23 protein-coding genes are annotated in these 26,656 nt (G+C 59.2%); 10 read left to right on the top strand and 13 right to left on the bottom strand.

Annotation, left to right across the window (positions count from 1 at the left end; genetic code table 11):
- Positions 1–116 precede the first annotated feature (116 nt).
- The gene (locus GOW31_RS01180) at positions 117–719 is read left to right on the top strand and encodes an OmpW family protein (RefSeq protein ID WP_171167303.1); all 603 of its coding nucleotides are present in this window, start codon (positions 117–119) and stop codon (positions 717–719) included.
- Between the two features lie 52 nt (positions 720–771).
- Here GOW31_RS01180 and GOW31_RS01175 read toward each other — a convergent pair whose 3' ends face one another.
- From GOW31_RS01175 to GOW31_RS01165, 3 genes are all read right to left on the bottom strand, one after another.
- A complete protein-coding gene (locus GOW31_RS01175; RefSeq protein WP_171115013.1) occupies positions 772–1,935 on the bottom strand; it encodes an isovaleryl-CoA dehydrogenase in 1,164 nt (387 codons plus the stop codon).
- 164 nt (positions 1,936–2,099) lie between these two features.
- Positions 2,100–3,290 (bottom strand): DegT/DnrJ/EryC1/StrS aminotransferase family protein, encoded by a 1,191-nt coding sequence (locus tag GOW31_RS01170; protein ID WP_171167302.1) that lies wholly within the window; start codon positions 3,288–3,290, stop codon positions 2,100–2,102.
- Between the two features lie 39 nt (positions 3,291–3,329).
- On the bottom strand, positions 3,330–4,001 hold the full coding sequence (locus GOW31_RS01165) for an HAD-IA family hydrolase (protein ID WP_171167301.1): 672 nt from the start codon (positions 3,999–4,001) through the stop codon (positions 3,330–3,332).
- A 134-nt stretch (positions 4,002–4,135) separates the two neighbouring features.
- Between GOW31_RS01165 and glmU the strand changes: the two genes are divergently transcribed.
- The 4 genes from glmU to GOW31_RS01145 are packed head-to-tail and all read left to right on the top strand — an operon-like array spanning position 4,136 to position 8,553.
- Positions 4,136–5,488 carry a bifunctional UDP-N-acetylglucosamine diphosphorylase/glucosamine-1-phosphate N-acetyltransferase GlmU gene (glmU, locus tag GOW31_RS01160; RefSeq protein ID WP_171115008.1) on the top strand — a complete coding sequence of 451 codons (1,353 nt, stop codon included), beginning with the start codon at positions 4,136–4,138 and terminating at the stop codon, positions 5,486–5,488.
- Between the two features lie 3 nt (positions 5,489–5,491).
- The gene (gene glmS, locus GOW31_RS01155; protein ID WP_171167300.1) at positions 5,492–7,315 is read left to right on the top strand and encodes a glutamine--fructose-6-phosphate transaminase (isomerizing); all 1,824 of its coding nucleotides are present in this window, start codon (positions 5,492–5,494) and stop codon (positions 7,313–7,315) included.
- 3 nt (positions 7,316–7,318) lie between these two features.
- The gene (locus GOW31_RS01150; RefSeq protein WP_171167297.1) at positions 7,319–7,861 is read left to right on the top strand and encodes a pyridoxamine 5'-phosphate oxidase family protein; all 543 of its coding nucleotides are present in this window, start codon (positions 7,319–7,321) and stop codon (positions 7,859–7,861) included.
- Between the two features lie 5 nt (positions 7,862–7,866).
- The gene (locus GOW31_RS01145; RefSeq protein WP_171168612.1) at positions 7,867–8,553 is read left to right on the top strand and encodes a DNA alkylation repair protein; all 687 of its coding nucleotides are present in this window, start codon (positions 7,867–7,869) and stop codon (positions 8,551–8,553) included.
- On the opposite strand, the gene GOW31_RS01140 is transcribed toward GOW31_RS01145, so the two are convergent.
- Complete coding sequence (locus GOW31_RS01140) at positions 8,541–8,972, bottom strand: hypothetical protein (protein ID WP_171115003.1); 432 nt, start codon at positions 8,970–8,972, stop codon at positions 8,541–8,543. The two genes, GOW31_RS01145 and GOW31_RS01140, sit on opposite strands and share 13 nt — an antisense overlap.
- 90 nt (positions 8,973–9,062) lie before the next feature.
- Between GOW31_RS01140 and moaA the strand changes: the two genes are divergently transcribed.
- Complete coding sequence (moaA, locus tag GOW31_RS01135; RefSeq protein WP_171116477.1) at positions 9,063–10,070, top strand: GTP 3',8-cyclase MoaA; 1,008 nt, start codon at positions 9,063–9,065, stop codon at positions 10,068–10,070.
- A gap of 1 nt (position 10,071) precedes the next feature.
- Positions 10,072–11,370 (top strand): 3-deoxy-D-manno-octulosonic acid transferase, encoded by a 1,299-nt coding sequence (locus GOW31_RS01130; protein WP_171167295.1) that lies wholly within the window; start codon positions 10,072–10,074, stop codon positions 11,368–11,370.
- Positions 11,371–11,441: 71 nt separating this feature from the next.
- On the opposite strand, the gene GOW31_RS01125 is transcribed toward GOW31_RS01130, so the two are convergent.
- Genes GOW31_RS01125 through GOW31_RS01105 form a run of 5 tightly spaced genes read right to left on the bottom strand, consistent with a single transcriptional unit; the run spans position 11,442 to position 18,010 of the window.
- Complete coding sequence (locus GOW31_RS01125) at positions 11,442–12,605, bottom strand: M20 aminoacylase family protein (RefSeq protein WP_171167293.1); 1,164 nt, start codon at positions 12,603–12,605, stop codon at positions 11,442–11,444.
- 22 nt (positions 12,606–12,627) lie between these two features.
- On the bottom strand, positions 12,628–13,791 hold the full coding sequence (locus GOW31_RS01120) for a M20 aminoacylase family protein (RefSeq protein WP_171167291.1): 1,164 nt from the start codon (positions 13,789–13,791) through the stop codon (positions 12,628–12,630).
- A gap of 16 nt (positions 13,792–13,807) precedes the next feature.
- Positions 13,808–14,974, bottom strand: coding sequence for a M20 aminoacylase family protein (locus GOW31_RS01115; RefSeq protein WP_152458612.1), 1,167 nt, complete (start codon positions 14,972–14,974; stop codon positions 13,808–13,810).
- A 40-nt stretch (positions 14,975–15,014) separates the two neighbouring features.
- Positions 15,015–16,184: an acetylornithine deacetylase gene (gene argE, locus GOW31_RS01110; RefSeq protein ID WP_171167289.1), complete on the bottom strand. Its 1,170-nt coding sequence runs from the start codon at positions 16,182–16,184 to the stop codon at positions 15,015–15,017.
- Between the two features lie 5 nt (positions 16,185–16,189).
- Positions 16,190–18,010 (bottom strand): ABC transporter ATP-binding protein, encoded by a 1,821-nt coding sequence (locus tag GOW31_RS01105; RefSeq protein ID WP_171167287.1) that lies wholly within the window; start codon positions 18,008–18,010, stop codon positions 16,190–16,192.
- A gap of 285 nt (positions 18,011–18,295) precedes the next feature.
- Here GOW31_RS01105 and GOW31_RS01100 point away from each other — a divergent pair, with 285 nt between their 5' ends.
- The 3 genes from GOW31_RS01100 to GOW31_RS01090 all read left to right on the top strand — a co-directional run bounded on the left by GOW31_RS01100 (position 18,296) and on the right by GOW31_RS01090 (position 22,077).
- Positions 18,296–20,002: a peptide ABC transporter substrate-binding protein gene (locus GOW31_RS01100; protein WP_152458615.1), complete on the top strand. Its 1,707-nt coding sequence runs from the start codon at positions 18,296–18,298 to the stop codon at positions 20,000–20,002.
- A 94-nt stretch (positions 20,003–20,096) separates the two neighbouring features.
- Positions 20,097–21,104: an ABC transporter permease gene (locus GOW31_RS01095; RefSeq protein WP_171114986.1), complete on the top strand. Its 1,008-nt coding sequence runs from the start codon at positions 20,097–20,099 to the stop codon at positions 21,102–21,104.
- A complete protein-coding gene (locus GOW31_RS01090; RefSeq protein WP_152458617.1) occupies positions 21,097–22,077 on the top strand; it encodes an ABC transporter permease in 981 nt (326 codons plus the stop codon). The genes GOW31_RS01095 and GOW31_RS01090 overlap by 8 nt, the downstream gene beginning before the upstream one ends.
- Positions 22,078–22,084: 7 nt before the next feature.
- On the opposite strand, the gene GOW31_RS01085 is transcribed toward GOW31_RS01090, so the two are convergent.
- From GOW31_RS01085 to GOW31_RS01070, 4 genes are all read right to left on the bottom strand, one after another.
- A complete protein-coding gene (locus GOW31_RS01085) occupies positions 22,085–23,221 on the bottom strand; it encodes an MFS transporter (protein ID WP_171167285.1) in 1,137 nt (378 codons plus the stop codon).
- A 68-nt stretch (positions 23,222–23,289) separates the two neighbouring features.
- A complete protein-coding gene (locus tag GOW31_RS01080; RefSeq protein ID WP_171167283.1) occupies positions 23,290–24,567 on the bottom strand; it encodes a DUF3422 family protein in 1,278 nt (425 codons plus the stop codon).
- 107 nt (positions 24,568–24,674) lie between these two features.
- Positions 24,675–25,031, bottom strand: a complete 357-nt coding sequence (locus GOW31_RS01075) for a VOC family protein (RefSeq protein ID WP_171167281.1) — start codon at positions 25,029–25,031, stop codon at positions 24,675–24,677.
- 161 nt (positions 25,032–25,192) lie between these two features.
- On the bottom strand, positions 25,193–26,647 hold the full coding sequence (locus GOW31_RS01070) for an NAD(P)(+) transhydrogenase (Re/Si-specific) subunit beta (protein WP_152458621.1): 1,455 nt from the start codon (positions 26,645–26,647) through the stop codon (positions 25,193–25,195).
- Positions 26,648–26,656: the final 9 nt, after the last annotated feature.

The following is a 26,656-nucleotide window of genomic DNA, read 5'->3' as shown; positions in this document are numbered from 1 at the left end:
CTGATGCTTCGCGACCTGACCTTGGGCAGACACATCACGCAAACTTGATGCAGATCAGAGTGGCCGGACACCGCCTTTGCGAAACCAAGAGCATCAACATAACCAAAGGCAAGAATATGACAAAGAAACTCGCCGCTTTGACACTGTCTACCGCGTTGGTCGCCCTGGCGGCTCCGGCTTTGGCCCAGTCGCAAGGGGACTGGACGCTGGGTATCGGTGTTGGCTATCTGGACCCGAAATCCGACAACGGCACGCTGGCCGGTGCGGCAGCGACGATCGACGCGGACACCCGCCCGATTTTCACCGCCGAGTACTTTATTCGCGACAACCTGGGCATCGAGCTTCTGGCTGCGACCCCGTTCAAACACACCGTAGCCCTTGGCGGTACGGACGCGGCCACGGTCAAGCACCTGCCGCCCACCTTGTCGCTGAACTATCACTTCCCGACCAACAGCGTCTGGAAACCCTATGTCGGCGCCGGTCTCAACTATACGATCTTCTTCGACGAGCAATCGCCTCTGGGCAACATCAAGGTCGATGACTCCTTCGGCGTCTCGTTGCAGGCCGGTCTGGATTACATGGTCACCGACAACGGGGCGATCCGCCTGAACGTGCGCTGGTTCGATATTGACTCGGACGTCTCGCTCAACGGCGCCCCCATCGGCACCGCGGAAATCGATCCCTGGCTGGTGAGTGTTTCCTACGTCCATCGGTTCTGATCCTGTTTCCAAAGCGCCCTGCGGTTACCTCGTCCGCAGGGCGTTCTTTCTTTCAGAGCATTTCATTCATCATTTCGCGGCCGATCAGCATCCGGCGAATCTCGCTGGTGCCTGCGCCGATTTCCATCAGCTTGGCATCCCGGAAAATCCGGCTGACCGGCGCATCCGACAGGAAGCCCGCCCCGCCCAGCGCCTGAACCGCCTGATGGGCCTGAACCATCGCCTGTTCCGACGCGTAAAGGCAGCACGCTGCGGCATCCTGCCGGGTCACGTCACCGCGGTCACACGCCTTGGCGACCTCATAGACATATGCCCGCGCCGAGTTCATCGCGGTGTACATGTCGGCAATCTTGCCCTGCATCAACTGAAAGCTGCCGATAGGTTTGCCGAACTGCTTGCGTTCAGCCAGATAAGGCATCACTTCGTCAAGACAGGCGGCCATGATGCCGGTCCCGATGCCTGCCAGCACGACCCGTTCATAATCCAGCCCCGACATGAGCACGGCAACACCCTTGCCCTCTTCGCCCAACACGTTCTCGAACGGCACCTCGACGTCTTCAAAGATCAGCTCAGCCGTGTTCGACCCGCGCATACCCAGCTTGTCGAAATGGGGCGAGGTTGAAAAACCCTTCATCTCTTTTTCGATCAGAAATGCGGTAATACCTTTCGATCCGGCATCGGGGTCCGTCTTGGCATAAACCACCAGAGTATCCGCATCCGGCCCGTTGGTGATCCAGTATTTGTTACCGTTCAGACGGTAATGGTCGTTCCGCTTTTCCGCGCGCAGCTTCATCGACACCACATCCGACCCGGCCGAAGGTTCCGACATGGCCAGCGCCCCCACATGCTCGCCCGAGATCAGCCGCGGCAGGTATTTCTGCTTCTGTTCTTCATTGCCGTTCAGCTTGATCTGGTTCACGCACAGGTTCGAATGCGCCCCGTATGACAAAGAAACCGAAGCTGAAGCGCGCGCGACCTCTTCGACGGCGATCGTATGCGCCAGATAAGACATGCCTGCACCGCCGTACTCTTCCGGCACTGTAACACCCAGCAGACCAAGCTCTCCCATTTCTTTCCACAGCTCGTTCGGAAAGGCATTCGTGGCGTCGATCTCGGCCGCCATCGGCTTGACACGCTCCTGCGCCCAGCGATGCACCATCTCGCGCAGGGCATTCACATCCTCACCCAGATCAAACTTCATCGTGGCCATGAACATCTGCGTCTTCCCTCCGCTTTAATGAACAAGTGTTCAATAAATCTCTAGCAGCGAATCTTTTGCCGGTCAATCTTTGTGACAGCGCGTCCAAAACGGAAAACACCGCCCCGAAAAGGGCGGCGTTTCAAAAGATCGAGCGTGCGCCGCAGGCGCACTCCGCTTGGTCAAGACTGATAAACCGCGCTCACTTCGGCCCGGATGATCCGGGCGATCAATCGACAATCCTCCAGGGAAAACGTCAAAGGCACGCGCATATCCATAACGCCGGCCAGAACGCGGTCACTTTTAGGCATCCGCTCGCTATCGAAATATCGCCAACTGTCATAGCGCGACGTGAATCCTGTCGGTTCGGCACCGCCGAACCACTTCAGCTCAACCCCACGCGCCGCGCAACGGCTGATCACTTCGGCTATCCGTTCAGGCGCCCAATCCAGCAGCAGGAACTGAATCGAAGACCCGACATAGGTTTCCTCTTCGGGCCGTTCGACGATCGTCAGGCCCGACGTACCCCGCAACCCGGTTTCGATCTCGCGATAACGTTCGTTCCACCGGGCCACCTGTCGGTCCAGATCCCGCAATTGCGGGCGCAGGATCGCCGCGCGCAAATTGTCCATCCGGCCCGAGACGTTGGGCGTGGTGTATTTGATCCGCTCGAACACGTCCGGCCCCGGCGCCGCAAGATGGCGTTCGTACAACATGTAGGACCCCGACAACATCGTAGCCTTTGCCGCCAGTTCCTCGTCATCGGTGACCAGCAAGCCCCCTTCGCCCGAATTGACATGCTTGTAGGTCTGACAGGAATAACACCCGATCGCGCCCTGCCGTCCTGACAACTGACCGCGCCAGGCTGCACCCATCGTGTGTGCGCAATCCTCGATCACGATCACCCCGGCCGCGTCACACATCTGCATCAGCCGGTCCATATCACACAGATGCCCGCGCATATGGCTGAGCATCAGAACACGCGCTTGATCCAGCTTGCCCTCAAGATCATCCAGATCGATGGTCAGGTCTTCCGTCACTCCGACAAAAACTGCCCGCCCTCCGACCGAGGCAATCGCCCCCGGGACCGGGGCCAGCGTGAACGCATTGGTCAGAACCGGGTCGCCCGGTTGCACGCCTACCGCACGCAGGGCCGTGGCCAGAGCGTAGCCGCCAGACGAAACCGCCAGACAGTATTTGGCCCCCATCTGCGCCGCAAATTCCTGCTCCAGCAGGGCCGTTTCCCCCAACTCTCCGGGGACGACATTGTATCGATGCAGACGCCCATGGCGCAGAACGGCCAGTGCCGCCTCGATTGCATCTTCCGGAAGGGGTTCCTGCTGCGTAAAGCTGCCAGAGAATACGTCGGTCATGGTCTTGTTCTGAGGCTCCGAAAGGGTCCGGTCAAGGTTTCAGGCTGCCGCACCGATCAGATCAGGCACGAGGCCGGGCAAGTCGTCAAAATGATGCAGAAGGGCTTCGGGTTCCAGCGCCGCCATGTCATCCCCCGATGGCCCGAAGGTAACCAGCACCGAAGGAACGCCCGCCGCCCTGGCGGTATTGCGGTCGGTATCCGAGTCTCCGACCAGTACGCACAAGTCCGGATCTCCCCCGGCACGGCGCGCGGCTTCACGCAACGGCGCCGGGTCCGGTTTGCGTACCGGCAGCGTATCGGCCCCGACCAAAGATGCAAAACGGTCCCGCACCCCCATGCGCGTCAGCAACAATTCGGCCAAATGTTCCGGTTTGTTCGTGCAAATGCCCACACCGTAACCCGCGTCACTCAGCACCTCGACCGCCTGTAGTGCACCGGGATAGAAACTGGTGTGGGTGTCGATGTCCTGCGCGTAGGCCTCAAGAAGAACCGGGTAATAGGCCTGCACCGTATCCTCGTCATAGGCCCCGACACGTTTCAACCCGTGGGTCAGCATCATGCGTCCACCTCGCAGCGCTATACCTGAATCTGCACCGTGGACCAGGACATCCCCGTGCCCCATCTCGCGGAAACAATGGTTCGCGGCAGCCAGCAAATCGCCGGATGTGTCCGCCAAAGTGCCGTCCAGATCGAAGATGACGGTGCGCATTTCGCCCCCTTGCTCGGCAGGTTTTCGCCGTATCCTGTTTCAATCGGCAATCTTGTTTGATGGCCGAACGGCTTGCGCCTTTGACCTCAGCGGATAAAACGGAAGGCAACAAAACACAAAGAGAAAACGAATTCATGACCACTGCCCTTGTCATCCTTGCCGCCGGAAAAGGCACCAGGATGAATTCGGACCTTCCCAAAGTTCTGCATCCCATCGCTCAGGTTCCGATGCTGATCCATGCGATGCGCGCCGGATCTGTCCTGTCGCCCGAACATACCGTGATCGTCACCGGCCACGGGTCCGAAGCTGTGGCAAAGGTTGCACGGGCCGAGGATGAAGGGGCGCAGATCACCGTCCAGGAAGACCAGTTGGGTACGGCCCATGCGGTCGCCCAGGCCCGAAGCGCATTGAGCGGGTTCGAAGGTGATGTGGTTGTTCTTTATGGCGACACCCCGTTCTTGCAGCCCGACACGCTGGAAAGGATGATCGAGGCACGGTCCGGGAATGACCTTGTCATTCTTGGCTTTGAAGCAGCCGATCCTGCCCGTTATGGCCGGCTGGTTATGACTGGCGACGTGCTGGAACGCATTGTCGAATTCAAGGATGCGTCGGATGAAGAACGATCCATAACATTCTGCAACTCAGGGCTTTTGGCCTGCAATGCGCAGCTGCTGTTTTCGCTGATCGACGAGGTCGGAAACGACAACGCTTCGGGCGAATACTATCTGACCGACGTGGTTGAAATTGCGCGCCGCCGTGGGCTGAACGTGACCGCAGTCGCGTGCGACGAGGCGCAGACGCTGGGCGTGAACTCTCGCGCCGATCTGGCGGCCGCCGATGCCGTATTTCAGGCACGCGCCCGTGCCGAGCTTCTTGACCTGGGCGTCACCTTGATGGCGCCTGACACGGTGTATCTGGCCGCGGATACGGTGGTCGGGCGCGATACTGTGATCGAACCGAATGTGGTGTTCGGCCCGGGCGTCACGGTCGAAAGCGGCGCAACGATCCGCGCCTTTTCTCATCTTGAGGGCTGCCATGTCAGCCGGGGCGCTGTCGTCGGCCCCTACGCTCGCCTGCGCCCCGGTGCCGAACTGGCCGAAAACACGCGGGTCGGCAATTTTGTCGAGATCAAGAATGCCGAAATCGCCGAAGGCGCGAAGGTCAATCACCTCAGCTATATCGGGGACGCTTCGGTTGGCGCTGCGACCAACATCGGCGCAGGCACGATCACCTGCAACTATGATGGCGTGATGAAGCACAAGACCACGATTGGTGAGAATGTCTTTGTCGGCTCGAACACCATGCTGGTAGCGCCGGTCACAGTGGGCGACGGCGCGATGACCGCGACGGGCACTGTCGTGACCAGGGATGTGGACCCTGATGCGCTGGCTGTTGCGCGGGCCAAGCAGGAAAACAAGCCCGGATATGCGCGCAAATTGTTTGATATGTTGAAGGCGAAAAAGGCTCGCCGCGATAAAAAGGCCTGAGATATGTGTGGAATAGTAGGTGTTTTGGGGCAGCACGAGGCCGCCCCTATTCTGGTAGAAGCCCTGAAACGGCTGGAATATCGCGGCTATGACAGCGCCGGGATTGCAACCGTCAACGACGGCGCATTGGGCCGGCGGCGCGCGGTTGGCAAGCTGGTCAACCTCAGCGACCTTCTGGTGCATGATCCTCTTCCCGGAAAATCCGGCATAGGCCATACCCGCTGGGCCACGCATGGCGCCCCGTCGGTCAACAATGCACATCCGCACAAGGCGGGCCCTGTGGCCGTCGTTCACAACGGCATCGTCGAAAACTATCGCGACCTGAGGGCCGAACTGGCCGAACATGGCGTTGATTTCCAAACCGAAACCGACACGGAAACGGTTGCCCTCATGACGGAACACCACCTGAACTCGGGCCTGTCCCCGGTTGAGGCCGCGTTCAAGACGATCGACCAGTTGGAGGGCGCCTTTGCGCTGGCCTTTCTGTTCGACGGAGAGGACGACCTGATCGTGGCGGCCCGCAAGGGATCACCACTGGCCATCGGACATGGGGATGGCGAGATGTATGTGGGCTCTGACGCCATCGCCCTGGCGCCTCTGACCAACCAGATCACATATCTGGAAGAAGGCGACCGCGCGGTTCTGACCCGAACGTCGCTTGAAATCCGCAACGAAGCCGGTGAGCTGGCCAACCGGGAAAAGCGCAAGATCAAGCTGGATCATACGCGTGCGGACAAGGGCGAGCACAAGCATTTCATGGCCAAGGAAATCGCTGAACAGCCCATCGTTGTGGCAGAGGCGATCCGGTCCTACCTGCCCACGGGTGGTGACCGCGTGGCACTGCCCGATGCCGATCTGGATTTTAGCAAGCTGGACCGTCTGACCATGGTGGCCTGCGGCACCGCGTTTTACGCCTGCCTGACCGCGAAATACTGGTTCGAGCAACTGGCCAAGATGCCGGTCGAGGTCGATATCGCCAGCGAGTTCCGCTATCGCGAGCCTCCGATCACGGATCGAACACTGGCGCTTTTCGTCAGCCAGTCGGGCGAAACCGCCGACACGCTGGCCGCGTTGCGATATTGTGAGGGCAAGGCAGACAAGATCGTTTCGGTCGTCAACGTGCCCGAAAGCTCGATTGCACGCGAAAGCGATATCGCCTTGCCGATCCATGCCGGTGTCGAAATCGGAGTGGCGTCGACAAAAGCCTTCACCTGCCAGTTGAGCGTGCTGCTGATGCTGGCGCTCAAGGCCGCAGCAGACCGGGGCACGATGACGGATGAGGACATCGCCGATCATGCCGCCGCGCTGCGCGGGTTGCCGACCGTATTGAACGCCGCACTCGATCAGAACCGGGCGATCCGCAAAGCCGCCCAACGCCTGTCCGAGGCGCGCGACGTCCTGTTTCTGGGCCGTGGCCTGATGTATCCGCTGGCAATGGAAGGCGCGCTGAAGCTGAAGGAAATCAGCTATATCCACGCCGAAGGTTATGCGTCAGGAGAGTTGAAACACGGCCCCATCGCCCTGATCGACAAGCATATGCCCGTGGTTGTCATGGCACCCCGTGACACCGTGTTCGACAAGACCGTGTCGAATATGCAGGAAGTGATGGCGCGTAAGGGCAAGGTGATCCTGGTTTCTGATGATGACGGCATTGACGAGGCCGGCGACGGCGTCTGGAGCACCATCCGCATGCCGCATGTTCACACCAGCCTTGCACCGATCCTGTATTCGGTTCCCGCGCAATTGCTGGCCTATCACACGGCGGTTGCCAAGGGCACGGATGTGGATCAGCCGCGCAATCTGGCCAAGTCGGTCACGGTGGAGTGAATTATGGCCAAGCAGTTCCCGCAGCTTGATGAAGCGCATCAAAAGTTCATCGAAGATCAGCACATGTTCTTCGTCGGCACCGCTGGGGCCGAAGGTCGTGTCAATATTTCCCCCAAGGGAATGGATTCGCTGCGGGTATTGGGGCCGAACCGCATCGTCTGGATGAACCTGACCGGCAGTGGCAATGAAACGGCGGGGCATCTTTTGCAGATCAACAGGATGACGCTGATGTGGTGTTCCTTCACCACACGTCCGATGATCCTGCGCACCTATGGCACGGCACGTTGCCTGCATGTCGGGGATGATGGCTGGGACGACCTTGCCGGCCTATTCCCAAATCACCGAAGCGCACGGCAGATCTATGACCAGTCGATCGACATGGTACAGACCTCTTGCGGCTATGCCGTGCCTTTCATGGAATTCCAATCCGACCGCGATACAATGCAGAAATGGGTGGATGGAAAATCAGACGAGGACATCCGCTCGTATTGGGTGGAAAGGAACAGCCATACGATTGATGGAAAGCCAACCGGCGTACCGACGTGAGCCCGATGCTGAGTGGATATCTCGATCAGATCAAAGCGCATGGTGACCCCGAGCGGGCGACCCAGATGGCCAGTTACCACAAGGCGGATCGCATCTATCTGGGCGTCGCGAACCCGGTTCTCAACGACCTGACCAAGGCGTGGCGGAAAGAACTGGACGTGCCGGCGCGGGTCGCATTGGCGGACGGGCTATGGCAAAGCAACATCCACGAAGGGCGACTTGCTGCATCCAAGCTTTTGACTCAGGCACGCATCCGACCGGATGCGGCGGTTTGGAATTTGCTTCAAAGCTGGCTGCCGGATTTCGATGCCTGGGCCGTTGCGGACCATGCGTGCATGGCGATGCAAAAACGGCTTTCAGCAGATCCCGAACGGTTGGACGAAGTCGAACTGTGGACCCGATCCGATCACATGTGGACCCGGCGCGCGGCCTTGGTTGCAACCCTGCCCTGGACCAAACAGAACCACCCCAAGCCTGACGATCTGCACCGCCGTGACCGCATCCTTGGCTGGGCTGCGGGATATGTTTCGGACCGCAACTGGTTCATCCAGAAATCCATCGCCTGGTGGCTGCGCGAACTGTCCAAACATGACCCGGAACGCGTGATCGCCTTTCTGAAACAGCACGGTGAGGCCATGAAGCCGTTTGCCCGCCGCGAAGCAGGCAAATACCTGAAAAATCAGTTCACATAGACCTCAAGCTCGACAAGTTCGTCGAAGGGCACCAACAGGGCCCTCATGGCGTCCAGCGACAAGCGGCTGCCGCCGCTGTCAGGACCGGAAACCGGGACCAACGTGATATAGGCCTGCGCCCCGGTCCGTGGCACGACAACACGCGCGGTAACTTCGCTGTCTACCAGCGGTGTCTGCATCCAGCGCCCCGGAGTGGTCGGATCCCCAAGCCCGGCGATGGTGGTCTTCGCCCCAACCCAGTTCGGGCGCGCGGAAACCGGTTCGGGTTGCAACACCTCTTCGGCAACTGCTGTGCCCGTTTCCGTGTCAGACACCGTCTGGGCGGGCGCGTCGCCCCCGCCGAACACTCGGTCAGTCGTTGACTGCACGGCGTCGCATCCGGCCGTCATTACGCATGTCAAAACAAGTATTTTCTTCATGCCGGAAACCTACAACCCTGCGCCCACCTGTTCCAGCGCAAAGCGCAGTTCGCCCTTGTCGCGGCCATGTTCCAGCTTTACCTATATGGCATGACAGCTCCGCTAATCGACCCGTTTGCCCGCGCCATCACGTATCTCCGCGTCTCCGTCACGGATCGCTGCGACTTCCGCTGCGTGTATTGCATGTCCGAGAACATGACCTTTCTGCCCAAGAAAGACCTGCTGACATTGGAGGAGCTGGACCGGATGTGTTCGACCTTCGTCAGAATGGGGGTCGAAAAGCTGCGCATTACGGGTGGTGAGCCTTTGGTGCGTCGCAACATCATGACGTTCTTCAATTCGATGACACGTCATCTGGACAGCGGTGCATTGAAGGAGTTGACGCTGACAACCAACGGTTCGCAACTGCACCGATTTTCCGAAGACCTTTATGCGGCCGGTGTGCGTCGGGTGAATGTCTCGCTGGACACTCTGGATGATGACAAGTTTGCCAAGGTGACGCGCTGGGGTCGCCTGAAACAGGTTTTGAACGGAATCGACGCCGCGCAAAAAGCTGGCCTGCGGATCAAGATAAATGCCGTTGCCCTGAAAGGGTTCAACGAGCCCGAACTTCCCAAAATCACGGAATGGTGCGCCCAGCGGGATATGGATCTGACCTGGATCGAAGTCATGCCCATGGGCGATATAGGAAACGAAGACCGCCTGGATCAGTACTGGTCGCTCAAGGACGTGCGGAAAGAATACGAAAACCGCTATTCGGTCACCGATCTGGCCGAACGCAGCGGTGGCCCAGCCCGTTACGTGCGGCTCGAGGAAACCGGCCAGAAAATCGGTTTCATAACGCCACTGTCGCACAATTTCTGTGAAAGCTGCAACAGGGTCCGCCTAACCTGCACGGGCGAACTTTACATGTGCCTGGGTCAGGAAGACATGGCCGACCTGCGCGGTGCCCTGCGCGATCATACCGACACCGAACAGCCACTTGAAGACGCGATCCGATCTGCGATCAATCTCAAGCCCAAAGGGCATGACTTCGACTATTCCCGCCAAGCCGTCGATGGCCGGATGAGCCGTCACATGAGCCATACAGGCGGCTGATATGCCGGATCACGACGGCCGCCCCACGGCGTTGTACCATGTGTACTGCGCCCTCACGTCTCTGGCCGCGCCCCTGATATGGCGGGTCGTTCGGAACAAGCTGCGGGAAGCAAACGTACCCGACAAGCGTCAACAAGAACGCCTTGGCCATGCCAGCCTGCCCAGACCGAATGGGCGTTTGGTCTGGTTCCACGCCGCCAGCGTCGGCGAAAGCCTTTCGGTTCTCAGCCTGATCAGACGGCTGGCAGACCGCCTGCCCGAGGCAGAGTTTCTGATCACCTCGGGCACCCCGACCTCAGCGGCTCTGATCGAAAAACGCCTGCCGCCCCGTACACGGCATCAATTCCCGCCGCTTGACACGGCAGGCCCGGTCCGGCGCTTTCTGAACCATTGGCAACCAGAGGGCGGGGTTTTCGTCGAAAGTGAGATTTGGCCGCGTTTGATCGTCGAAAGCGCCAGACACGCCGTTCCGCTGGCCCTTCTGAATGCACGACTGTCGGACAAGTCCGTTGCCGGTTGGAAAAAACGCCCCAGAACAGCGCGGTTCGTTTTGAACAAGTTCAACCTGTTCCTGACGCAAAACGACAAAACCGCAGCCAACCTGGCAGCCATGGGTGCCCCTGCCGGTCGCGTCCGGCCCGGCACCAATCTCAAGGCCATGTCAGACCCTCTTCCCATAGACCACGGCACGCTCGAAGACATCGGTTCTCAGATTTCTGGCAGACCTGTGTGGATCGCCAGTTCAACCCATGCCGGTGAAGAGGAAATCGTTCTGGCCGCGCATAAATCACTTCTGGAACGCTGGCCCGATCTGCTGCTGTTGCTGATCCCCCGCCACCCAGAGCGCCGCGGCGATATCGCAAAACTACTGGACGCCTCCGATCTCAACGCCGCGTTCCGATCAGAAAGTTCCCCGATCAAAACCGAAACCCAGGTATATGTCGCCGATACATTGGGCGAGACCGGCACATGGTACGCTCTGTCTCCCATCGTGTTCCTGGGCGGCTCCCTGAAAAACATCGGCGGCCACAACCCTTTCGAACCCGCCCAGGCCGGAGCCGCCGTGATAACCGGCCCCGGATACTTCAATTTCGCTGAAACTTTCGCGCCGTTGATCAAAACCGGTGGCGCCATCGAGGTTCGGACCGAAACAGATCTCTCTGCGGCGGTCGACCATTGGCTTTCAGACGACCAAGCCCTGACCCGGGCCCGCAGCGCGGCCCAATCCTGCGTCAAGACGCAAAGCAACGCACTGGATTCCGTCGTGGAAACGCTGTGCTGTTCGCTCGACCTGACGTAAGTAGGCGGGATCCTTCTTCATCTGGCCAAAAATATCCCGGGGGTGTGGGGGCAGAGCCCCCACCCGCCCCATCAGGCCGCCGGCATCCGCTGCTCGACGATCTCTGCCCACCAGCTGCACCCGGCGGGAATCGCCTCATCGTTGAAGTTGTATTCCGGGTGGTGAACCATGGCCGTATCGCCGTTACCCACTAGGATATAGGCGCCAGGGCGCTCCTCCAGCATAAAGGCAAAATCCTCGCCGCCCATGACCAAAGGCGCATCGTCGCAATCACCCGATACCGACCGGGCAACGGCTGCGGCAAACTCTGTCTGCTCTTCACTGTTCACCATCACCGGATACCCGCGGATATAGGTCACATCGGCGGTGCCTCCGAACGTTGCCGCCACACCATTGCAGATCTCATTGATCCGCTTTTCGGCCAGATCCCGCATATCCTTGCTCATGGTGCGCACGGTACCCTTGATCCGAACAGTCTGCGGGATCACGTTGAACGCTTTCGACGAGGTCTCGAACGACGTCACCGACACCACGACCTGATCGATAGGGTCGGCATTGCGCGAGGAAATCGTCTGAAGCGCCAACACCGCCTGCGCGGCCAGTACCGTGGTATCTACTGTTTCATGCGGCTTGGCAGCATGACCGCCGCGCCCTTCGAAAGTGATGTCGAACTGATCGGTTGCGGCAAAGAAAGAACCGGGGCGGATGGCGAACTTGCCCACAGGTTGTCCCGGCCAATTGTGCATGCCGTAGACTTCCTGAATATTCCAGCGGTCCATCATGCCATCTTCGCACATTTCACGACCACCACCGCCGCCCTCTTCGGCAGGCTGGAAGATCACAACAACCGTGCCATCGAAATTTCGGGTTTCAGACAGGTACTTCGCCGCACCAAGCAGCATCGCCGTGTGGCCATCATGGCCGCAGGCATGCATGGCGCCCGGCGTTTTCGAGGCATAATCCAACCCCGTCGCCTCATGGATCGGCAGCGCATCCATATCCGCCCGCAAACCGATCACCTTGCCGCTGCTGTGCGATTTGCCCTTGATCACGCCAACAACCCCTGTGCGCCCGATGCCGGTGACGACCTCGTCGCAACCAAACTCCTTCAACTTCTCGGCCACCATTGCGCTGGTGCGGTGCGTTTCGAACAGGATTTCAGGGTTTTGGTGCAGATCCCGTCGCCAGGCGGTGATCTCATCCTGCAATTCGGCAAAGCGGTTTTTGACTGGCATGTCTATTCTCTCCTAATTCAGTTCAAGCCGCCGGCATTCGGCGCTCGACCATATCTGCGAACCACGAACATCCAATCGGGATGATCTCGTCGTTGAAATCGTATTCAGGGTGGTGCAACCCGGCGCTGTCACCGTTGCCCAGAACGATGAAAGCTCCGGGCCGTTCCTCCAGCATGAACGAGAAATCCTCGCCCCCCATCACCATCGGCGCCTCGATGCAGCTGCCCCCGACCGAGACTGCGGCCTCTGCCGCATATCCCGTCTGAGTTTCGGCATTGATCGTCACCGGAACGCCGCGCGAGTAATTGACGTTCACGGAACCACCGAATGTTGCTGCAATCCCTTCGGCGACCTCTTTGAGGCGCTGTTCGATCAGATCTCGCATCTGGTTGGAATGGGTCCGGACCGTGCCGCGTATCTGCGCCGATTGCGGGATCACGTTGAACGCTTTCGATGATGTCTCGACAGACGTCACCGACAGCACGGCTTGCAGGATCGGATCGGCATTGCGCGACACGATCGTCTGCAATGCTACGATCATTTGCGACAGCATCACCGTCGTATCGACCGTTTCATGGGGTTTTGCAGCGTGACCGCCGCGCCCTTCAAGATGGATATCAAATTCGTCCGCTGCGGCCAGCAAAGGGCCCGAACGGATCGCGAACTGCCCGGTCGGCAGGCCCGGTACGTTGTGCATCGCATAGACTTCCTGAATGCCGAACCGGTCCATAAGACCGTCCTTGCACATGGCCTCGGCGCCATTCCCGCCCTCTTCGGCGGGTTGAAAGATCACGATTGCAGTGCCATCGAAATTGCGCGTCTCAGAGAGATACTTTGCCGCCCCCAAAACCATGGCGGTATGCCCGTCATGCCCGCAGGCGTGCATCGCGCCTGATGTCTTCGAGGCATAGTCCAGCCCGGTCTGTTCCTGCATCGGCAGCGCATCCATATCGGCGCGCAGGCCAATCACCCGGCCCTGCGTGTCGCTCTTTCCCCGAATGACCCCGACCACGCCGGTACGACCGATGCCTGTAACGACCTCATCACAGCCGAATTCCTTCAGCTTTTTCGCCACCAGCGCGCTGGTGCGGTGCGTGTCGTACAGAATTTCCGGATGTTGGTGAATGTCACGCCGCCAGCCTGTGATTTCTTCGTGCATCTCTGCAAGGCGGTTTTTGATTGGCATGTCACTCTCCCTCAAATTATGCCACGGGCAATCGTCGTTCCACGATCTCGGCAAACCAACTGCAACCGGCGGGAATCGCATTGTCGTCAAAATTGTATTCCGGGTGATGGCACATCGCCGTGTCCCCGTTCCCGATAAAGATGTAAGCTCCGGGCCGTTCTTCAAGCATGTAGGCGAAATCTTCCGACGGCATGATCGGATCAGTGCTGTCATTGACCTTGCCCGCCACGGCCTCGGCCGCCTCGGCAGCGTATGCCGTCTCAGCCTCGGAATTCACAGTCACAGGATAGCCCGGCGTCCAGACGACATCCGCCTTTGCGCCAAAGGCCGAGGCCGTATCCTCGGCGATCCTGCGCACGCGTTCTTCCGCAATGGCGCGGTATTCGGGGTCGAGCGTCCGGACGGTCCCCTGCAAGCGGACGGTATGCGCGATCACGTTCGACGCGACACTGTCCGTTTCAAACGTACCCACGGTCAGCACCACGCGTTTGATCGGATCGACGGTGCGCGCCACGACGGACTGCAACGACACGACGATATGCGAGGCCACCAGCGTGGTGTCTACCGCGTCATGCGGTGCAGCGGCGTGTCCGCCCTTGCCGGTGATCGTGATTTCGAATTCATCAGATGAGGCCAGCAAGGCGCCGGGTCGGATCGCGAATTCGCCCACCGGCAACCCCGGCATATTGTGCATGCCATAGACCTCATCAATGCCCCAGCGATCCATCAGGCCGTCCTGACACATGGCCAGACCGCCTGCGCCACCTTCTTCGGCGGGCTGAAAAATCAGAACTACGGTGCCATCGAAGTTTCGGGTTTCAGCCAGGTACTGGGCGGCCCCAAGCAGCATCGAGGTATGCCCGTCATGCCCGCAGGCGTGCATCTTTCCCGATACGGTCGAGGCATAATCCAACCCCGTCGCTTCTTCGATCGGCAATGCGTCCATGTCAGCACGCAACCCGATCACGCGCCCGGTCGTATCCTGCCGCCCCCGGATCACGGCCACGACACCCGTCCTGCCAATTCCCGGCGTGATCTCATCCACACCAAATTCCCTGAGACGCTCGACTACGAAAGCAGCCGTTTCATGCACGTCATACATCAGTTCAGGATGTGCGTGCAGGTGGCGGCGCCACTTGGTAATATCGCCATGCATCTCTGCAAGTCTGTTTTTGACAGGCATCTCAAGACCCTCCCCTGAACCACTGAGGCCACGTTGAATGTTACGCCGCGCTCAGCCCTTCAACCAATCGTTGCATGAACCTATGCCCAGCTTCGAACTGCGCGATCGATATGAACTCGTTCGGCTGATGAGCCTGCGCGATATCACCCGGGCCGCAGATCACGGCTGAATACCCGGCCGCCTGAAACTGCCCCGCCTCGGTCCCATAGCTGACGACGTGGCTTGCGTTGTCCCCGGTCAGGGCGCGCACCAAAGCTTCGGCTTCTCCGTCCTGTTCGGGCACCAGCCCCGGGATCGCGAAATGCTCGGACAGTTCGATGCGCGCATCGGGGTGAACTGCCTGCATCCGAGCTTCGACCTGGCGGACCTGTTCGATATAGGCATCGCGCCATTCAGCCTGCGTTTCGTCCGGCACCGTGCGAAAATCCATCATGAAAGTGCAGTCTTTGGCGGTGATGTTGTGCGCTGTCCCGCCTTCAATCATGCCGACATGACAGGTTGTCCACGGCGGGTCAAATACAGCCGCGATTTCGCTCGGCTCAGCAGCCATGCTTTCGGCATTTCTGTGATTTGCCCAATCGATCAAAGGCGCCGCCGCCATGATCGCGTTCACGCCAGTATGCATGATCGAGCTGTGCACTTCGAACCCGACGATATGTGTATCAATGCCGAACCCGCCCTTGTGCCCCGTCACCGCCTGCATCATCGACGGCTCACCCACTATCACTGCCGATCCCTTGGGCAGAACCTGTTGCATTGCTTCAATCATGGGCGGCGCACCGGTGCATCCGACCTCTTCGTCAAAGCTGAGCGCCAGCTGAAGCGGCCGGCTGATATTGGCATGGTGTGCTTCGACCAGGGCCCAGATGGCCAGGGCGTCAAACCCCTTCATGTCGCAGGTGCCGCGACCGAAGTACTTGCCGTCTTTCTCGGTCACCGTGAAAGGATCAGTGTCCCACGGCTGACCGTCCACCGGCACGACATCCGTGTGACCGGACAGAACCACCGCACCTTCTTCGGATGGACCAACATGCGCAAAGATCGCGGCCTTGTGCGGTTGGTCCGGATCTGGCCAGCGGTGGCTTTCGATTCCGTGGCCCTGCAAGTAGTCCTGAACCCAATCCACCAGCGGCAGATTGGTATCACGGCTTACGGTCGGAAATGAGATCAGCTGTGTCATGATCTCAAGCGGGGTCAGGCGTTTCGCCATTGGGGTCAATACCCGCTGTCCGTGGTCAGAATGAAGTGCCCTGCCTCAACCTCTTGATATTGCGAAGGTTCCGGCGTGTAGTTGGTGGGGTGAATAGGAGAAGGGATCGGTTTGAAATTCAGATCCTTTTCCGATTTCCGCTTGTTCGGGTCCGCGATCGGAACCGCCTTCATCAGCGCCTGTGTATAGGGATGCTGCGGGTTCTCGAACACCCGCGCCCGGGGCCCGAGTTCGACAATGCGCCCCAGATACATGACCCCGACATAGTGGCTGACCCGTTCGACAACGGCCATGTCGTGGCTGATGAACAGGTATGACAGGCCCAGCTCGGACTGCAATTCCATCATCAGGTTCAGAACCTGCGCCTGAACCGACACGTCAAGGGCCGAGACCGCCTCATCCGCAATGATCAGCTTGGGGTTCAGGGCCAAAGCGCGGGCAATTGCAATCCGCTGACGCTGACCGCCGGACATTTCATGCGGGAAGCGACGCATGAAACTGCGCGGCAATTGCACCTTGTCGAACAATTGTGCCACGCGATCCTGAAGTTCGGATCCCGACGCCACATCATAATTGCGCATCGGCTCGGCCACTTGGTCGACCAGCTGCATCTGCGGGTTCAGCGAGGCGAACGGGTCCTGGAAAATCATCTGCATGTCCAGCCGCGCCTTGCGCAAACCAGACGGATCAAGCTTCATGATATCGACACCGTCCAGATCAATCTCGCCCGCCAACGGCTCAACCAGCCGCAGGATCGAGCGCCCTGCCGAAGACTTGCCGCATCCGGATTCCCCTACAAGACTGAGCGTTTGCCCTTTGTTCAGAGTGAACGAGACATCCTCGACCGCATGAACGTTCGAGATCGTGCGCCGCAAAAGCCCGCCTTTGACCGGGAACCGTGTTGTCAGGTTCTTGACGGTCAGCAGAACCTCTTCCGTACCCGGAATTGGCGCAATATTCTGCCCTTCGACCCCCAGCAGCTTCATTGGCTCGGGCGCAGATTTACCCTGCATCTCGCCCAGTTTCGGCACCGCGGCCAGCAACGCCTTGGTATAGTCGTGCTGTGGGTTTTCGAAGATTTCCTTGACCGTGCCTTCTTCGACCTTGTTGCCGCGGAACATCACAACAACGCGGTCAGCCATCTGGGCAACCACGGCCATGTCGTGGGTGATGAACATCACCGCAGTTCCGGTTTCCCGCTTGAGGCGGTCCATCAAGGCCAGGATCTCGGCCTGAATGGTCACATCCAGCGCCGTGGTGGGTTCGTCGGCGATCAACAGGCGCGGCTCACAGGCCATCGCCATCGCAATGACAACACGTTGGCGCATCCCGCCCGACAACTCGTGAGGGTATTGTTTCAGACGGCGCTCGGGCTCTGGGATACGGACCTGACGCAGCAATTCCAGCGCCCGTTCCTCGGCCTGCGCTTTCGTCATGTCCTTATGGATGCGCAGACCTTCGGTCAACTGGCGGCCCACGGTGAAAACGGGGTTCAGCGCGGTCATCGGCTCTTGAAAAATCATCCCGATCTCGTTGCCGCGAATCTGCTTCATCAGATCCTGATCGGCCTTCGCCAGGTTCATTTTTTCGCCATCGCGACGATCAAACAACAGTTCGCCGCCCGCGATTTCGCCGCCACCGAACTCGACCAGACGCATCAAGGACAACGATGAAACCGACTTCCCCGAGCCCGATTCGCCAACGATACAAACGGTTTCGCCTGGTTTGACCTCGAACGAGACGTCCTCAACACCAACAACGGGACCGTCCTTTGTCTGAAACTCCACCCGCAGTTTTTTGATTTGAGCAATAGGCTGATCCAGCACGTGCGCGCTCCCTTGACGAGGTTATTCTTGTTCTGAATGCCGAACGCTACGGCGGGCCGCCGGGAAAAGTCAAACCCATTACACATTTTCGCGACGGCACCACTTGCATTTTTCTCAAGTTCTGTTTCGATACCCAACGTAACCGCCTTGGGGAGGCAGCGCCGATTTATGTCGTTAGCGCTATTATCTTTATTGATCAAAAACTTACCCCGAAGCGGCAACGCCAAACCCGCAGGCCTTGCGGAGATAATCGAGACACGAACGTGTCCAATTCGGGAGTGACTTATGAAAATCAAAACCCTTTTGCTAGGTGCGATCGCAAGCACTGCAATGGCCCCGATGGCCTTTGCCGAGCGCGGTTCGGACGGCAATGTCAGCATCATCTATTGGCAGGCCCCGTCGATCCTGAACCCGTTCCTGTCCGGCGGCACGAAAGACGTGGAATCAGCCTCGCTGGTGATCGAGCCGCTTGCCCGCTACGACCAGGACGGCAACATGGTGCCATATCTGGCGTCTGAAATCCCGACCGTGGAAAATGGCGGTGTCAGCGAAGACCTGACGTCGATCACATGGAAAATTGCACCGGGAATCACATGGTCTGACGGCTCTCCGTTCACCGCTGCTGACGTGAAGTTCACCGCCGATTACTGTATGCACCCGGAAGGTGGCTGCGCGCAGGTGACCAAGTTCGAAGGCGTCACCTCGGTCGAAGCTGTTGATGACCTGACCGTCAAGGTCACTTTCGACGCACCGACCCCCTTCCCCTATGGCCCGTTCGTCGGCGGTGAAAGCCCGATCCTTCAAAAGGCCCAGTTCGAAAACTGCATGGGCGCCAAAGCCCCGGAATGCACCGAACAGAACTTCAACCCGATCGGCACCGGCCCCTTTGTCGTCACCGAGTTCAAACCGAACGACGTGATTACCTTCAAGGCCAACGACAACTATCGTGATCCGGCAAAACCTGCCTTCGCGACCGTGACCTTCAAAGGCGGCGGTGACGCGACGGCTGCAGGTCGTGCCGTCATGGAAACCGGTGAATTTGACTATGCCTGGAACCTGCAACTGGCTCCGGAAGTGATCGCACAGATGCAGGAAGGTGGCAAAGGTACGCCGGTTGCAGGCTTCGGCCCGCTGGTCGAGCGAATCATGCTGAACCAGACCAACCCGTCGCCCGAGCTGCCGGAAGGCGAGCGTTCGACGGCCAAGCATCCGCACCCGTTCCTGAAGGATCCGGCCGTTTACAAAGCCATGTCGATGGCCATCGACCGTCCGCTGCTGGTGGAAATCGGCTATGGTCAGGCTGGTAAAGTGACCTGCAACTGGGTTCCGGCCCCTGCCGCATTCAACTCGACCTCGATGACCTGCGACACGCAGGATATCGAAGGCGCCAAGAAACTGCTGGATGATGCCGGCATCGTCGACACCGATGGCGACGGCGTCCGCGAGAAGGACGGCGTTCCGCTGAAGATCGTCTATCAGACCTCGACCAACGCTGTCCGTCAGGACTTCCAGGCGCTGATCAAGGAATGGTGGAGCCAGATCGGCATTGAAACCGAATTGCGCAACATCAACGCATCGGTCTTCTTCGGTGGTGACCCGGGCTCGCCCGACACGTTCCAGAAGTTCTATGCCGACGTTGAAATGTACGCCAACACCTTCAACGGCACCGACCCGCAGTCCTATCTGGGCAACGGTCTGTGCGACAAGGCACCGCGTCCCGAGACGCAGTGGCAGGGCGAAAACATCAGCCGCTTCTGCAACGAAGAGTTCGACAAGCTGCACGCTCAATTGGCCGAAACCGCTGGTCTGGAAGCGCGTGCGGAAATCGCCAAGCAGCTGAATGACATCATGGTTCAGAATGGTGGCATGATCCCGCTGGTTCACCGTGGTCGCCTGTCGGCACATGCAAACACCCTGGGTGGCGTTGTCCTGAACGTTTGGGACAGCGAGCTGTGGAACATTGCGGACTGGTACCGCAAGACCGGTTCCTAAGCACTGACCTTGCAAAACCGCGCCCCGATCGTTATCGGGGCGCGGTCATTTGCATCCCACCCCAACAAGAAGACGCATATAAAGGCGCCTCTTAATGCTTAATTTCACAATCAGACGACTGGTGCTGGCCGTTCCAACGCTGCTGTTCATCAGCCTCGTCATCTTCCTGCTCCTCGAACTCGCACCCGGCGATCCGATGGCGCAGGTTCCGCTCACCGTTCCCCCCGAAGTCAAGGAAAAGATGCGCGAGGCGCTTGGCCTTGGCCAGCCGATGCATATTCGGTTCTGGAAATGGATCGTGCAATTCTTCTGGATCGAACCGCAGGTTCTGATCGACCACATCTTCGGCACCAGTTTTTCCGCAGGTGACCTGCGCGTGATATCCTGGCAGACCCGCTCGCCAGTCATGGACATCGTCGTTCAGCGTATCCCGCAGACCCTGTGGGTTGTCGGCACCGCCTATGTGGTCGCCATTCTGATCGCCCTGCCCATCGGCATCTATTCGGCCTATCGCCAGTATTCCTGGTTCGACCAGATGGGCACCTTCGTGTCGATGGTCGGCTTCTCGGTCCCTCCGTTTTTCTCGGGCGTTCTGGTGATCGTGATCTTCTCGGTCCAGTTGGGCTGGTTCCCGTCGATCTATGACACGACCCATGTCGTCAACAGCTGGGACAGCTTCGTCGTGCAGCTGAAGCAGATGATCATGCCGGTCATGGTGCTGGCGTTGCAGATCACTGCGCAGCTCAGCCGTTTCATGCGCGCCTCGATGCTGGACAATCTCAACCAGGATTACGTCCGCACCGCGCGCGCCAAGGGGCTCAGCGAATACACCGTGGTCATGGTCCACGTTCTGCGGAACTCGATGATCCCCGTGGTCACGGTCATTGCACTGGGCATTCCGGCCATCTTCGGCGGCGCCATCATCACCGAGCAGGTTTTCAAGGTGAATGGTATCGGTCAGTTGCTGATTGGCGCCATTCAGGCCAATGACCTGCCGATGGTGCAAACCCTGACCTTCATCTTTGCCGTGCTGATCGTGCTGTTCAACCTGATCGCCGACGTCCTGTATGGCATTCTGGACCCGAGGATTCGCTATGACTGATCACGACAAATCAGACACGCTGATCCCCGACGAAGGTCTGGCCCCGGCATCCACCGCGCTGCCAACCGCTGATGTGATGGAGGAACTCACGACCCCGCCGCGCAGCCAATGGCGCGACGTCTGGGATCAGTTCAAGACGCACAAGGGCGCCATGGTGGGTGCGGTGCTGTTCATCCTGATCGTGGCGGGGGTCTATCTGGGCCCCTATCTCTGGAGCATCGATCCAACGCAGATCGATATCCGGGCCCGCAATCAGGGGCCAAGCTGGGCGCATCCCTTCGGCACCGACCAGTTGGGCCGGGATATCTTGGCGCGCATGATGTCGGGCGGTCAAACCTCGGTATCGGTGGGCATCACCGCGATGCTGCTGGCACTGTTCCTGGGATCCTTCATCGGCGTTCTGGCCGGGTTCTTCAAACGGCTGGATGGTCCGCTTATGCGTCTGACAGACCTGTTTCTGGCCCTGCCCCTGCTGCCCTTGCTGCTGGTCATGATGCTGCTGTTCCGCGAGCCCCTGTCGGCCGCGTTCGGGTTGGAGCGCGGAATCTTCATCCTGATCGTCTGCGCCATCGGCATCACCTCGTGGATGCCCACAGCGCGGATCGTACGGGGTGACGTGCTGGCCATAAAAGAACGTGAATTCGTTCTGGCGGCCCGGTCCATCGGCACCAGCAACACTCAGATCATCACGCGGCATATCCTGCCGAACGTGTTGTCTCCGATCATGGTATCGGCGACGCTGGGGATTGCGACGGCGATCATTACCGAAAGCGCGCTTTCCTTCCTGGGTCTGGGCTTTCCGCCCGACTTCCCGACATGGGGCCGCCTGCTGTTCGACGGAGTCGATTACCTACAGCAATATCCCGAGCGTGTATTCTGGCCTGGTCTAGCAATCTCGCTGACTGTCCTGAGCGTCAACTATCTGGGTGACGGTCTGCGCGATGCGCTGGATCCCCGCATTCGCGGACGCTGAAACAAGTTCAGTCGGCGCGCCTCAGCGCGCCGGCCGACAGCACGATCAGAACGGCCAATGGCAACAGCACAGCGAAGGCCAGACGCAGGCCGAACACTTCCGCCAAAAAGCCGATCAACGGCGGACCGATCAACAGCCCCCCATACCCCAATGTCGCAACACTTGCGATGGCTTGCCCCGGCGGCACATTCGGATCGCTGGCCGCCCGGCTGAATGCCAGCGGCATGATCACGGCATAACCTATTCCCATCAATGCAAAGCCGGCCAGCACGGGCAAGATCGTTACTGTTGAAACCACCGTGAAAACGCCCAAAGCCGCGCAAATACCGCCGAACCGGGCGGAAACGACCGGTCCGAACCGGGTGATGACAAGCGCGCCTGCAAGTCGAAACGCCACCATGGTCACTGAAAATACCGCATAGCCCAAGGCAGCGACGCTTTCGGACGCCCCTGTGATGTCACGCAGATATATCGCGCTCCAGTCCGCGACGGCCCCTTCGCCCAATGCCCCGCACAAGGCGGCTATGCCAACCAGTATCAACGCACCGGAAGGCAAGGCGAAAACCGTACTCTGAGGCCCTTGGGATTGGCGCGAAGTCCAGCTTACCCAAGATGACGCAAGCGCAAGGCCAACAACCACGCCACCCGCCAACAGGAAGTGCACAAGAACCGTCAGCCCCATCTGAACCGCGGCATAACCGCTGAGCGCGCCAAGACCGGCCCCAAGGCTCCACATTGCGTGGAACGAGGACATAACGGGTTTGTCATATACCTGCTCTACCTCGGCGGCCCATGCATTCATCGCAACATCCATCGACCCGTGAAAGGCGCCAAAGACAAAAAGGAACACTGCCAGCCCCCAAAGCCCATCAGCCATGGCAAGCAGGATCAGCGACCCCGTGTACAGAACCGCAATGATCCGGGTGATTGCAACTGCGCCGAATCGATCCGTAAGCCGCCCGGTTATCGGGAAAGAGCAGACAGCCCCCGCAGCCATGAACAACAGGCCATATCCAAGCGCCTCATGGGACAATTCCAAGCGGTCACGTATGGCGGGAATGCGCGACGCCCAGATTCCGAACAGGGCACCATTCAGAATGAACATGGCGGCGACAGCGCGCCATGCTGCAACTATGCTTATCATCCCAAGTCCTCGCTCTGCTTGCCCAATGCCCCTGTTCTACAGGTCAGACGAACACTGGCAATTGCTGCTCAACCGAGCCGTTTGCGAATGCGTCGCACCGAGTACCACACCCCGGCGACAACCGGGATCGTAACCGCTGCCGTCAGCATGCCCTTGCTGATGCCAGAGGCCGTCAGCGGATACAAAAGATAGCTGACCAGCGAAACCGCGTAATAGCTGATGGCAACCACGGAAAGCCCCTCGACCGTATGTTGCAAGCGCAGTGCCAGATCAGCCCGACGGTCCATGCTTTCCAGCAACGCCTGGTTTTGCGCGCTGCGTTCCACATCCACTCTTGTCCGCAGCAACTCACCCGCTCGGATCGCCCGATCCGACAAGGCCTGAAGCCGGCGTTCCGTGGATTTCACGGTGCGAATTGCAGGGTCATATCGGCGCATCATGAAGTCAGCGAAATTCTGACCACCTTCGAAACGTTCTTCTCGCAACACTTCGATCCGCTGGTTGACGATGGCCTCATACGCCCCCGTAGCTCCGAAACGGAAAGAACACCGGGCCGACAATGTCTCGAGCTCGATCGACGTTGCCAGCAAATCCTGTAACAGCGCGTCAGGCTGCGCCGAGTTGCCGGTCATCTGCCCCATCAATCGGGTGAGTTGCCCGTCCAGCTCTCCGATACGCGGCATCAGCTGCTTGACGCGCGCAAAACCCAGCATCGACATCGCCTTATACGTTTCTATTTCGCAAAGACGCTGAATAATCCGTCCCGTCCGGCGCCGTCCGGTGCCCTCGGCCACGAACAAGGCAAAGCGCATGTGACCTGCCGGATCGATCCGAAAATCACTGGCACAAACCGCTGCATCGTCCAACACCCTGGACACGGCCAGGCTTTCCGGCTCGAACCAATCCAGCAGTTTCGACTTCACCAAGTCGTCACTGTCGCGTTCAACGACGCGCATCAATACTGACGTAACCCTTTGGCCAGGACTGGCCATCAACCAATCGGGCGGAAAGACCTCAAAGTCAGCCGGATCAAAGGCGCGATCACTCACATTCTGCGCGATCGCCGTGTAGGTCACGAATTCGGTATGCTGCTCCCACTTCAACCAATGGCGGCCAATCTGACCCGCGTAATGCGTGGCGTCCGGCCGAGGGTGCTGCGCACCGTGGCGATCCAGCAGGTCGATCAAATGAGCCAAATCCTCACGTCGATCGCGCGCCACAGCGGCCTCGGGCTTTTTGATCGCAAGAAAGACCACCGTACAGGGCATTGACGCGACCGGGAACGGTCGCGCATGCAGTTCATTTGCCAGCGCATAGCGAAGGGGATGGTCGTCTATCGGTGTCATGTATGGCTCCGCCTCGTCACGCGCACTATACGGTACATAATTGATACATCAATTCTCTTTTTATTTCATATACTTACAGGGATACAACGGTATACAACCCTGCTATCTCATTGATTTGGTTGCCACAGCTCGATGGGGTTGCCTTCGGGATCATGGATGCGGGCAAATTTTCCAACTTCGCTGTCCCAGTCAGGATTGGTTTCCACCGTGATTCCAGCCTGCTCAAGCTGCGCCGTCAGCGCGGCCAGGTCATCAACACGAAAATTGATCATCCACTGTTGATCGGTCCGTCCGAAATATTCAGTGTCCTCCTCAAATGGCGCAAAGACCGTATAGCCTTCTCGCTGCTTCCAGGGCACGGGGTCATAATGATTGACGCCCAGGTGCTTCTCATACCAGGCGCTCAGCGCTTTAGGGTCGCGGGCGCGAAAGAACACTCCGCCAATACCATTCACTTTCTCCATCCTCGACCTCCTGCCATCTGTGCCGCCACCCCAGACTACCACACTCCGCCTGCTTCATCTGGCTGGAAATATCCTGGGGGTTTGGGGGCAACGCCCCCATGCACACTCAAAAAGAAAAGGGCGCCCGAAGGCGCCCTTTGCAATCGGATCAAACGCGACGATCAATCGATCATCGGCAGCAGCTTGTCCAGCGACTCCTTGGCGTCGCCGTAGAACATTCGGGTGTTCTCTTTGAAGAACAGCGGGTTTTCGATGCCGGAATACCCGGTGCCCTGACCACGTTTCGAGACAAACACCTGCTTGGCTTTCCAGCATTCCAGAACCGGCATTCCGGCGATGGGGCTGTTGGGATCTTCCTGCGCTGCCGGGTTCACGATGTCGTTCGAACCGATGACGATGGCCACATCTGTGTCCGGAAAGTCGTCGTTGATCTCGTCCATTTCCAGAACGATATCATACGGCACCTTCGCTTCGGCCAGCAGAACATTCATGTGGCCCGGCAAGCGGCCCGCCACAGGGTGGATTGCGAAACGAACGTTCTTGCCCTTGGCCCGCAGCTTGCGCACCAGTTCGGAAACCGATTGCTGCGCCTGTGCCACGGCCATCCCATAGCCCGGAATGATGATCACGCTGTCCGCGTCGTTCAAAGCCGCAGCAACGCCATCAGCCTCGATAGCGATCTGTTCGCCTTCAACGGCCATCTGTTCGCCCTGCGGGCCACCAAAACCGCCAAGGATCACGCTGACAAAATGGCGGTTCATCGCCTTGCACATGATGTAGGACAGGATCGCACCCGACGAGCCCACCAGCGCACCGACCACGATCAACAGGTCGTTGCCCAGCGAGAAACCGATCGCCGCAGCCGCCCAACCCGAATAGCTGTTCAGCATCGACACCACCACCGGCATGTCAGCGCCGCCGATGCCCATGATCAGGTGATAGCCGATGAATAACGCCGCCAGCGTCATCAGGATCAGCGGGAACAGACCACCTGTCGATGTGTACCAGATCAGGCAGATCAGCGAGAGACCCGCTGCCGCCGCGTTCAACGCATGGCCACCGGGCAGCTTGGTCGCTGCCGAGGTCACCTTGCCCGCCAGCTTGCCATAGGCGACAACCGACCCGGTAAAGGTGATCGCACCGATGAAGATGCCCAGGAACAGTTCCACGTGCAGGATTGCCAGTTCAGCCGGGGTTTTCTTGGCAATCAGCTTGGCAAAAGACCCAAGGTCGGACAGGTCCGCCTGGCTGGCGCTGTCAGCAATGGCCATGACCTGCGCCACGTTGCCGATCTCGAAATGCGCGTTGAAACCGACGAACACGGCCGCAAGACCGACCAGCGAGTGCATCGCCGCAACAAGCTGCGGCATCTCGGTCATCTGCACGCGCTGTGCAACATACTGGCCGATGAAACCACCGCCCGCGATCAACAGCAGCGACAGAAGCCACAGACCCGATCCCGGGCCAACCAGCGTGGCGAATACCGCCAGCGCCATACCCACGATGCCATACCAGACCGCGCGCTTGGCGCTTTCCTGGTTCGACAGACCGCCGAGCGAAAGGATGAAAAGGACAGCCGCAACAACATAGGCGGCAGTGGTGAAGCCATAATCCATGTGCCCGGC

This window comes from Ruegeria sp. HKCCA0370, from assembly GCF_013033705.1.
GTDB lineage: Bacteria > Pseudomonadota > Alphaproteobacteria > Rhodobacterales > Rhodobacteraceae > Ruegeria.
This window is presented reverse-complemented; position numbering and strand designations above follow the sequence as displayed.

What these genes read in the sequence shown, in the direction of transcription:
- GOW31_RS01180 (WP_171167303.1), top strand. Translation starts at nt 117, where the DNA reads ATGACAAAGAAACTCGCCGCTTTGACACTGTCTACCGCGTTGGTCGCC.
- GOW31_RS01175 (WP_171115013.1), bottom strand. Translation starts at nt 1,935, where the DNA reads ATGTTCATGGCCACGATGAAGTTTGATCTGGGTGAGGATGTGAATGCC.
- GOW31_RS01170 (WP_171167302.1), bottom strand. Translation starts at nt 3,290, where the DNA reads ATGACCGACGTATTCTCTGGCAGCTTTACGCAGCAGGAACCCCTTCCG.
- GOW31_RS01165 (WP_171167301.1), bottom strand. Translation starts at nt 4,001, where the DNA reads ATGCGCACCGTCATCTTCGATCTGGACGGCACTTTGGCGGACACATCC.
- glmU (WP_171115008.1), top strand. Translation starts at nt 4,136, where the DNA reads ATGACCACTGCCCTTGTCATCCTTGCCGCCGGAAAAGGCACCAGGATG.
- glmS (WP_171167300.1), top strand. Translation starts at nt 5,492, where the DNA reads ATGTGTGGAATAGTAGGTGTTTTGGGGCAGCACGAGGCCGCCCCTATT.
- GOW31_RS01150 (WP_171167297.1), top strand. Translation starts at nt 7,319, where the DNA reads ATGGCCAAGCAGTTCCCGCAGCTTGATGAAGCGCATCAAAAGTTCATC.
- GOW31_RS01145 (WP_171168612.1), top strand. Translation starts at nt 7,867, where the DNA reads ATGCTGAGTGGATATCTCGATCAGATCAAAGCGCATGGTGACCCCGAG.
- GOW31_RS01140 (WP_171115003.1), bottom strand. Translation starts at nt 8,972, where the DNA reads ATGAAGAAAATACTTGTTTTGACATGCGTAATGACGGCCGGATGCGAC.
- moaA (WP_171116477.1), top strand. Translation starts at nt 9,063, where the DNA reads ATGACAGCTCCGCTAATCGACCCGTTTGCCCGCGCCATCACGTATCTC.
- GOW31_RS01130 (WP_171167295.1), top strand. Translation starts at nt 10,072, where the DNA reads ATGCCGGATCACGACGGCCGCCCCACGGCGTTGTACCATGTGTACTGC.
- GOW31_RS01125 (WP_171167293.1), bottom strand. Translation starts at nt 12,605, where the DNA reads ATGCCAGTCAAAAACCGCTTTGCCGAATTGCAGGATGAGATCACCGCC.
- GOW31_RS01120 (WP_171167291.1), bottom strand. Translation starts at nt 13,791, where the DNA reads ATGCCAATCAAAAACCGCCTTGCAGAGATGCACGAAGAAATCACAGGC.
- GOW31_RS01115 (WP_152458612.1), bottom strand. Translation starts at nt 14,974, where the DNA reads ATGCCTGTCAAAAACAGACTTGCAGAGATGCATGGCGATATTACCAAG.
- argE (WP_171167289.1), bottom strand. Translation starts at nt 16,184, where the DNA reads ATGGCGAAACGCCTGACCCCGCTTGAGATCATGACACAGCTGATCTCA.
- GOW31_RS01100 (WP_152458615.1), top strand. Translation starts at nt 18,296, where the DNA reads ATGAAAATCAAAACCCTTTTGCTAGGTGCGATCGCAAGCACTGCAATG.
- GOW31_RS01095 (WP_171114986.1), top strand. Translation starts at nt 20,097, where the DNA reads ATGCTTAATTTCACAATCAGACGACTGGTGCTGGCCGTTCCAACGCTG.
- GOW31_RS01090 (WP_152458617.1), top strand. Translation starts at nt 21,097, where the DNA reads ATGACTGATCACGACAAATCAGACACGCTGATCCCCGACGAAGGTCTG.
- GOW31_RS01085 (WP_171167285.1), bottom strand. Translation starts at nt 23,221, where the DNA reads ATGATAAGCATAGTTGCAGCATGGCGCGCTGTCGCCGCCATGTTCATT.
- GOW31_RS01080 (WP_171167283.1), bottom strand. Translation starts at nt 24,567, where the DNA reads ATGACACCGATAGACGACCATCCCCTTCGCTATGCGCTGGCAAATGAA.
- GOW31_RS01075 (WP_171167281.1), bottom strand. Translation starts at nt 25,031, where the DNA reads ATGGAGAAAGTGAATGGTATTGGCGGAGTGTTCTTTCGCGCCCGCGAC.
- GOW31_RS01070 (WP_152458621.1), bottom strand. Translation starts at nt 26,647, where the DNA reads ATGGATTATGGCTTCACCACTGCCGCCTATGTTGTTGCGGCTGTCCTT.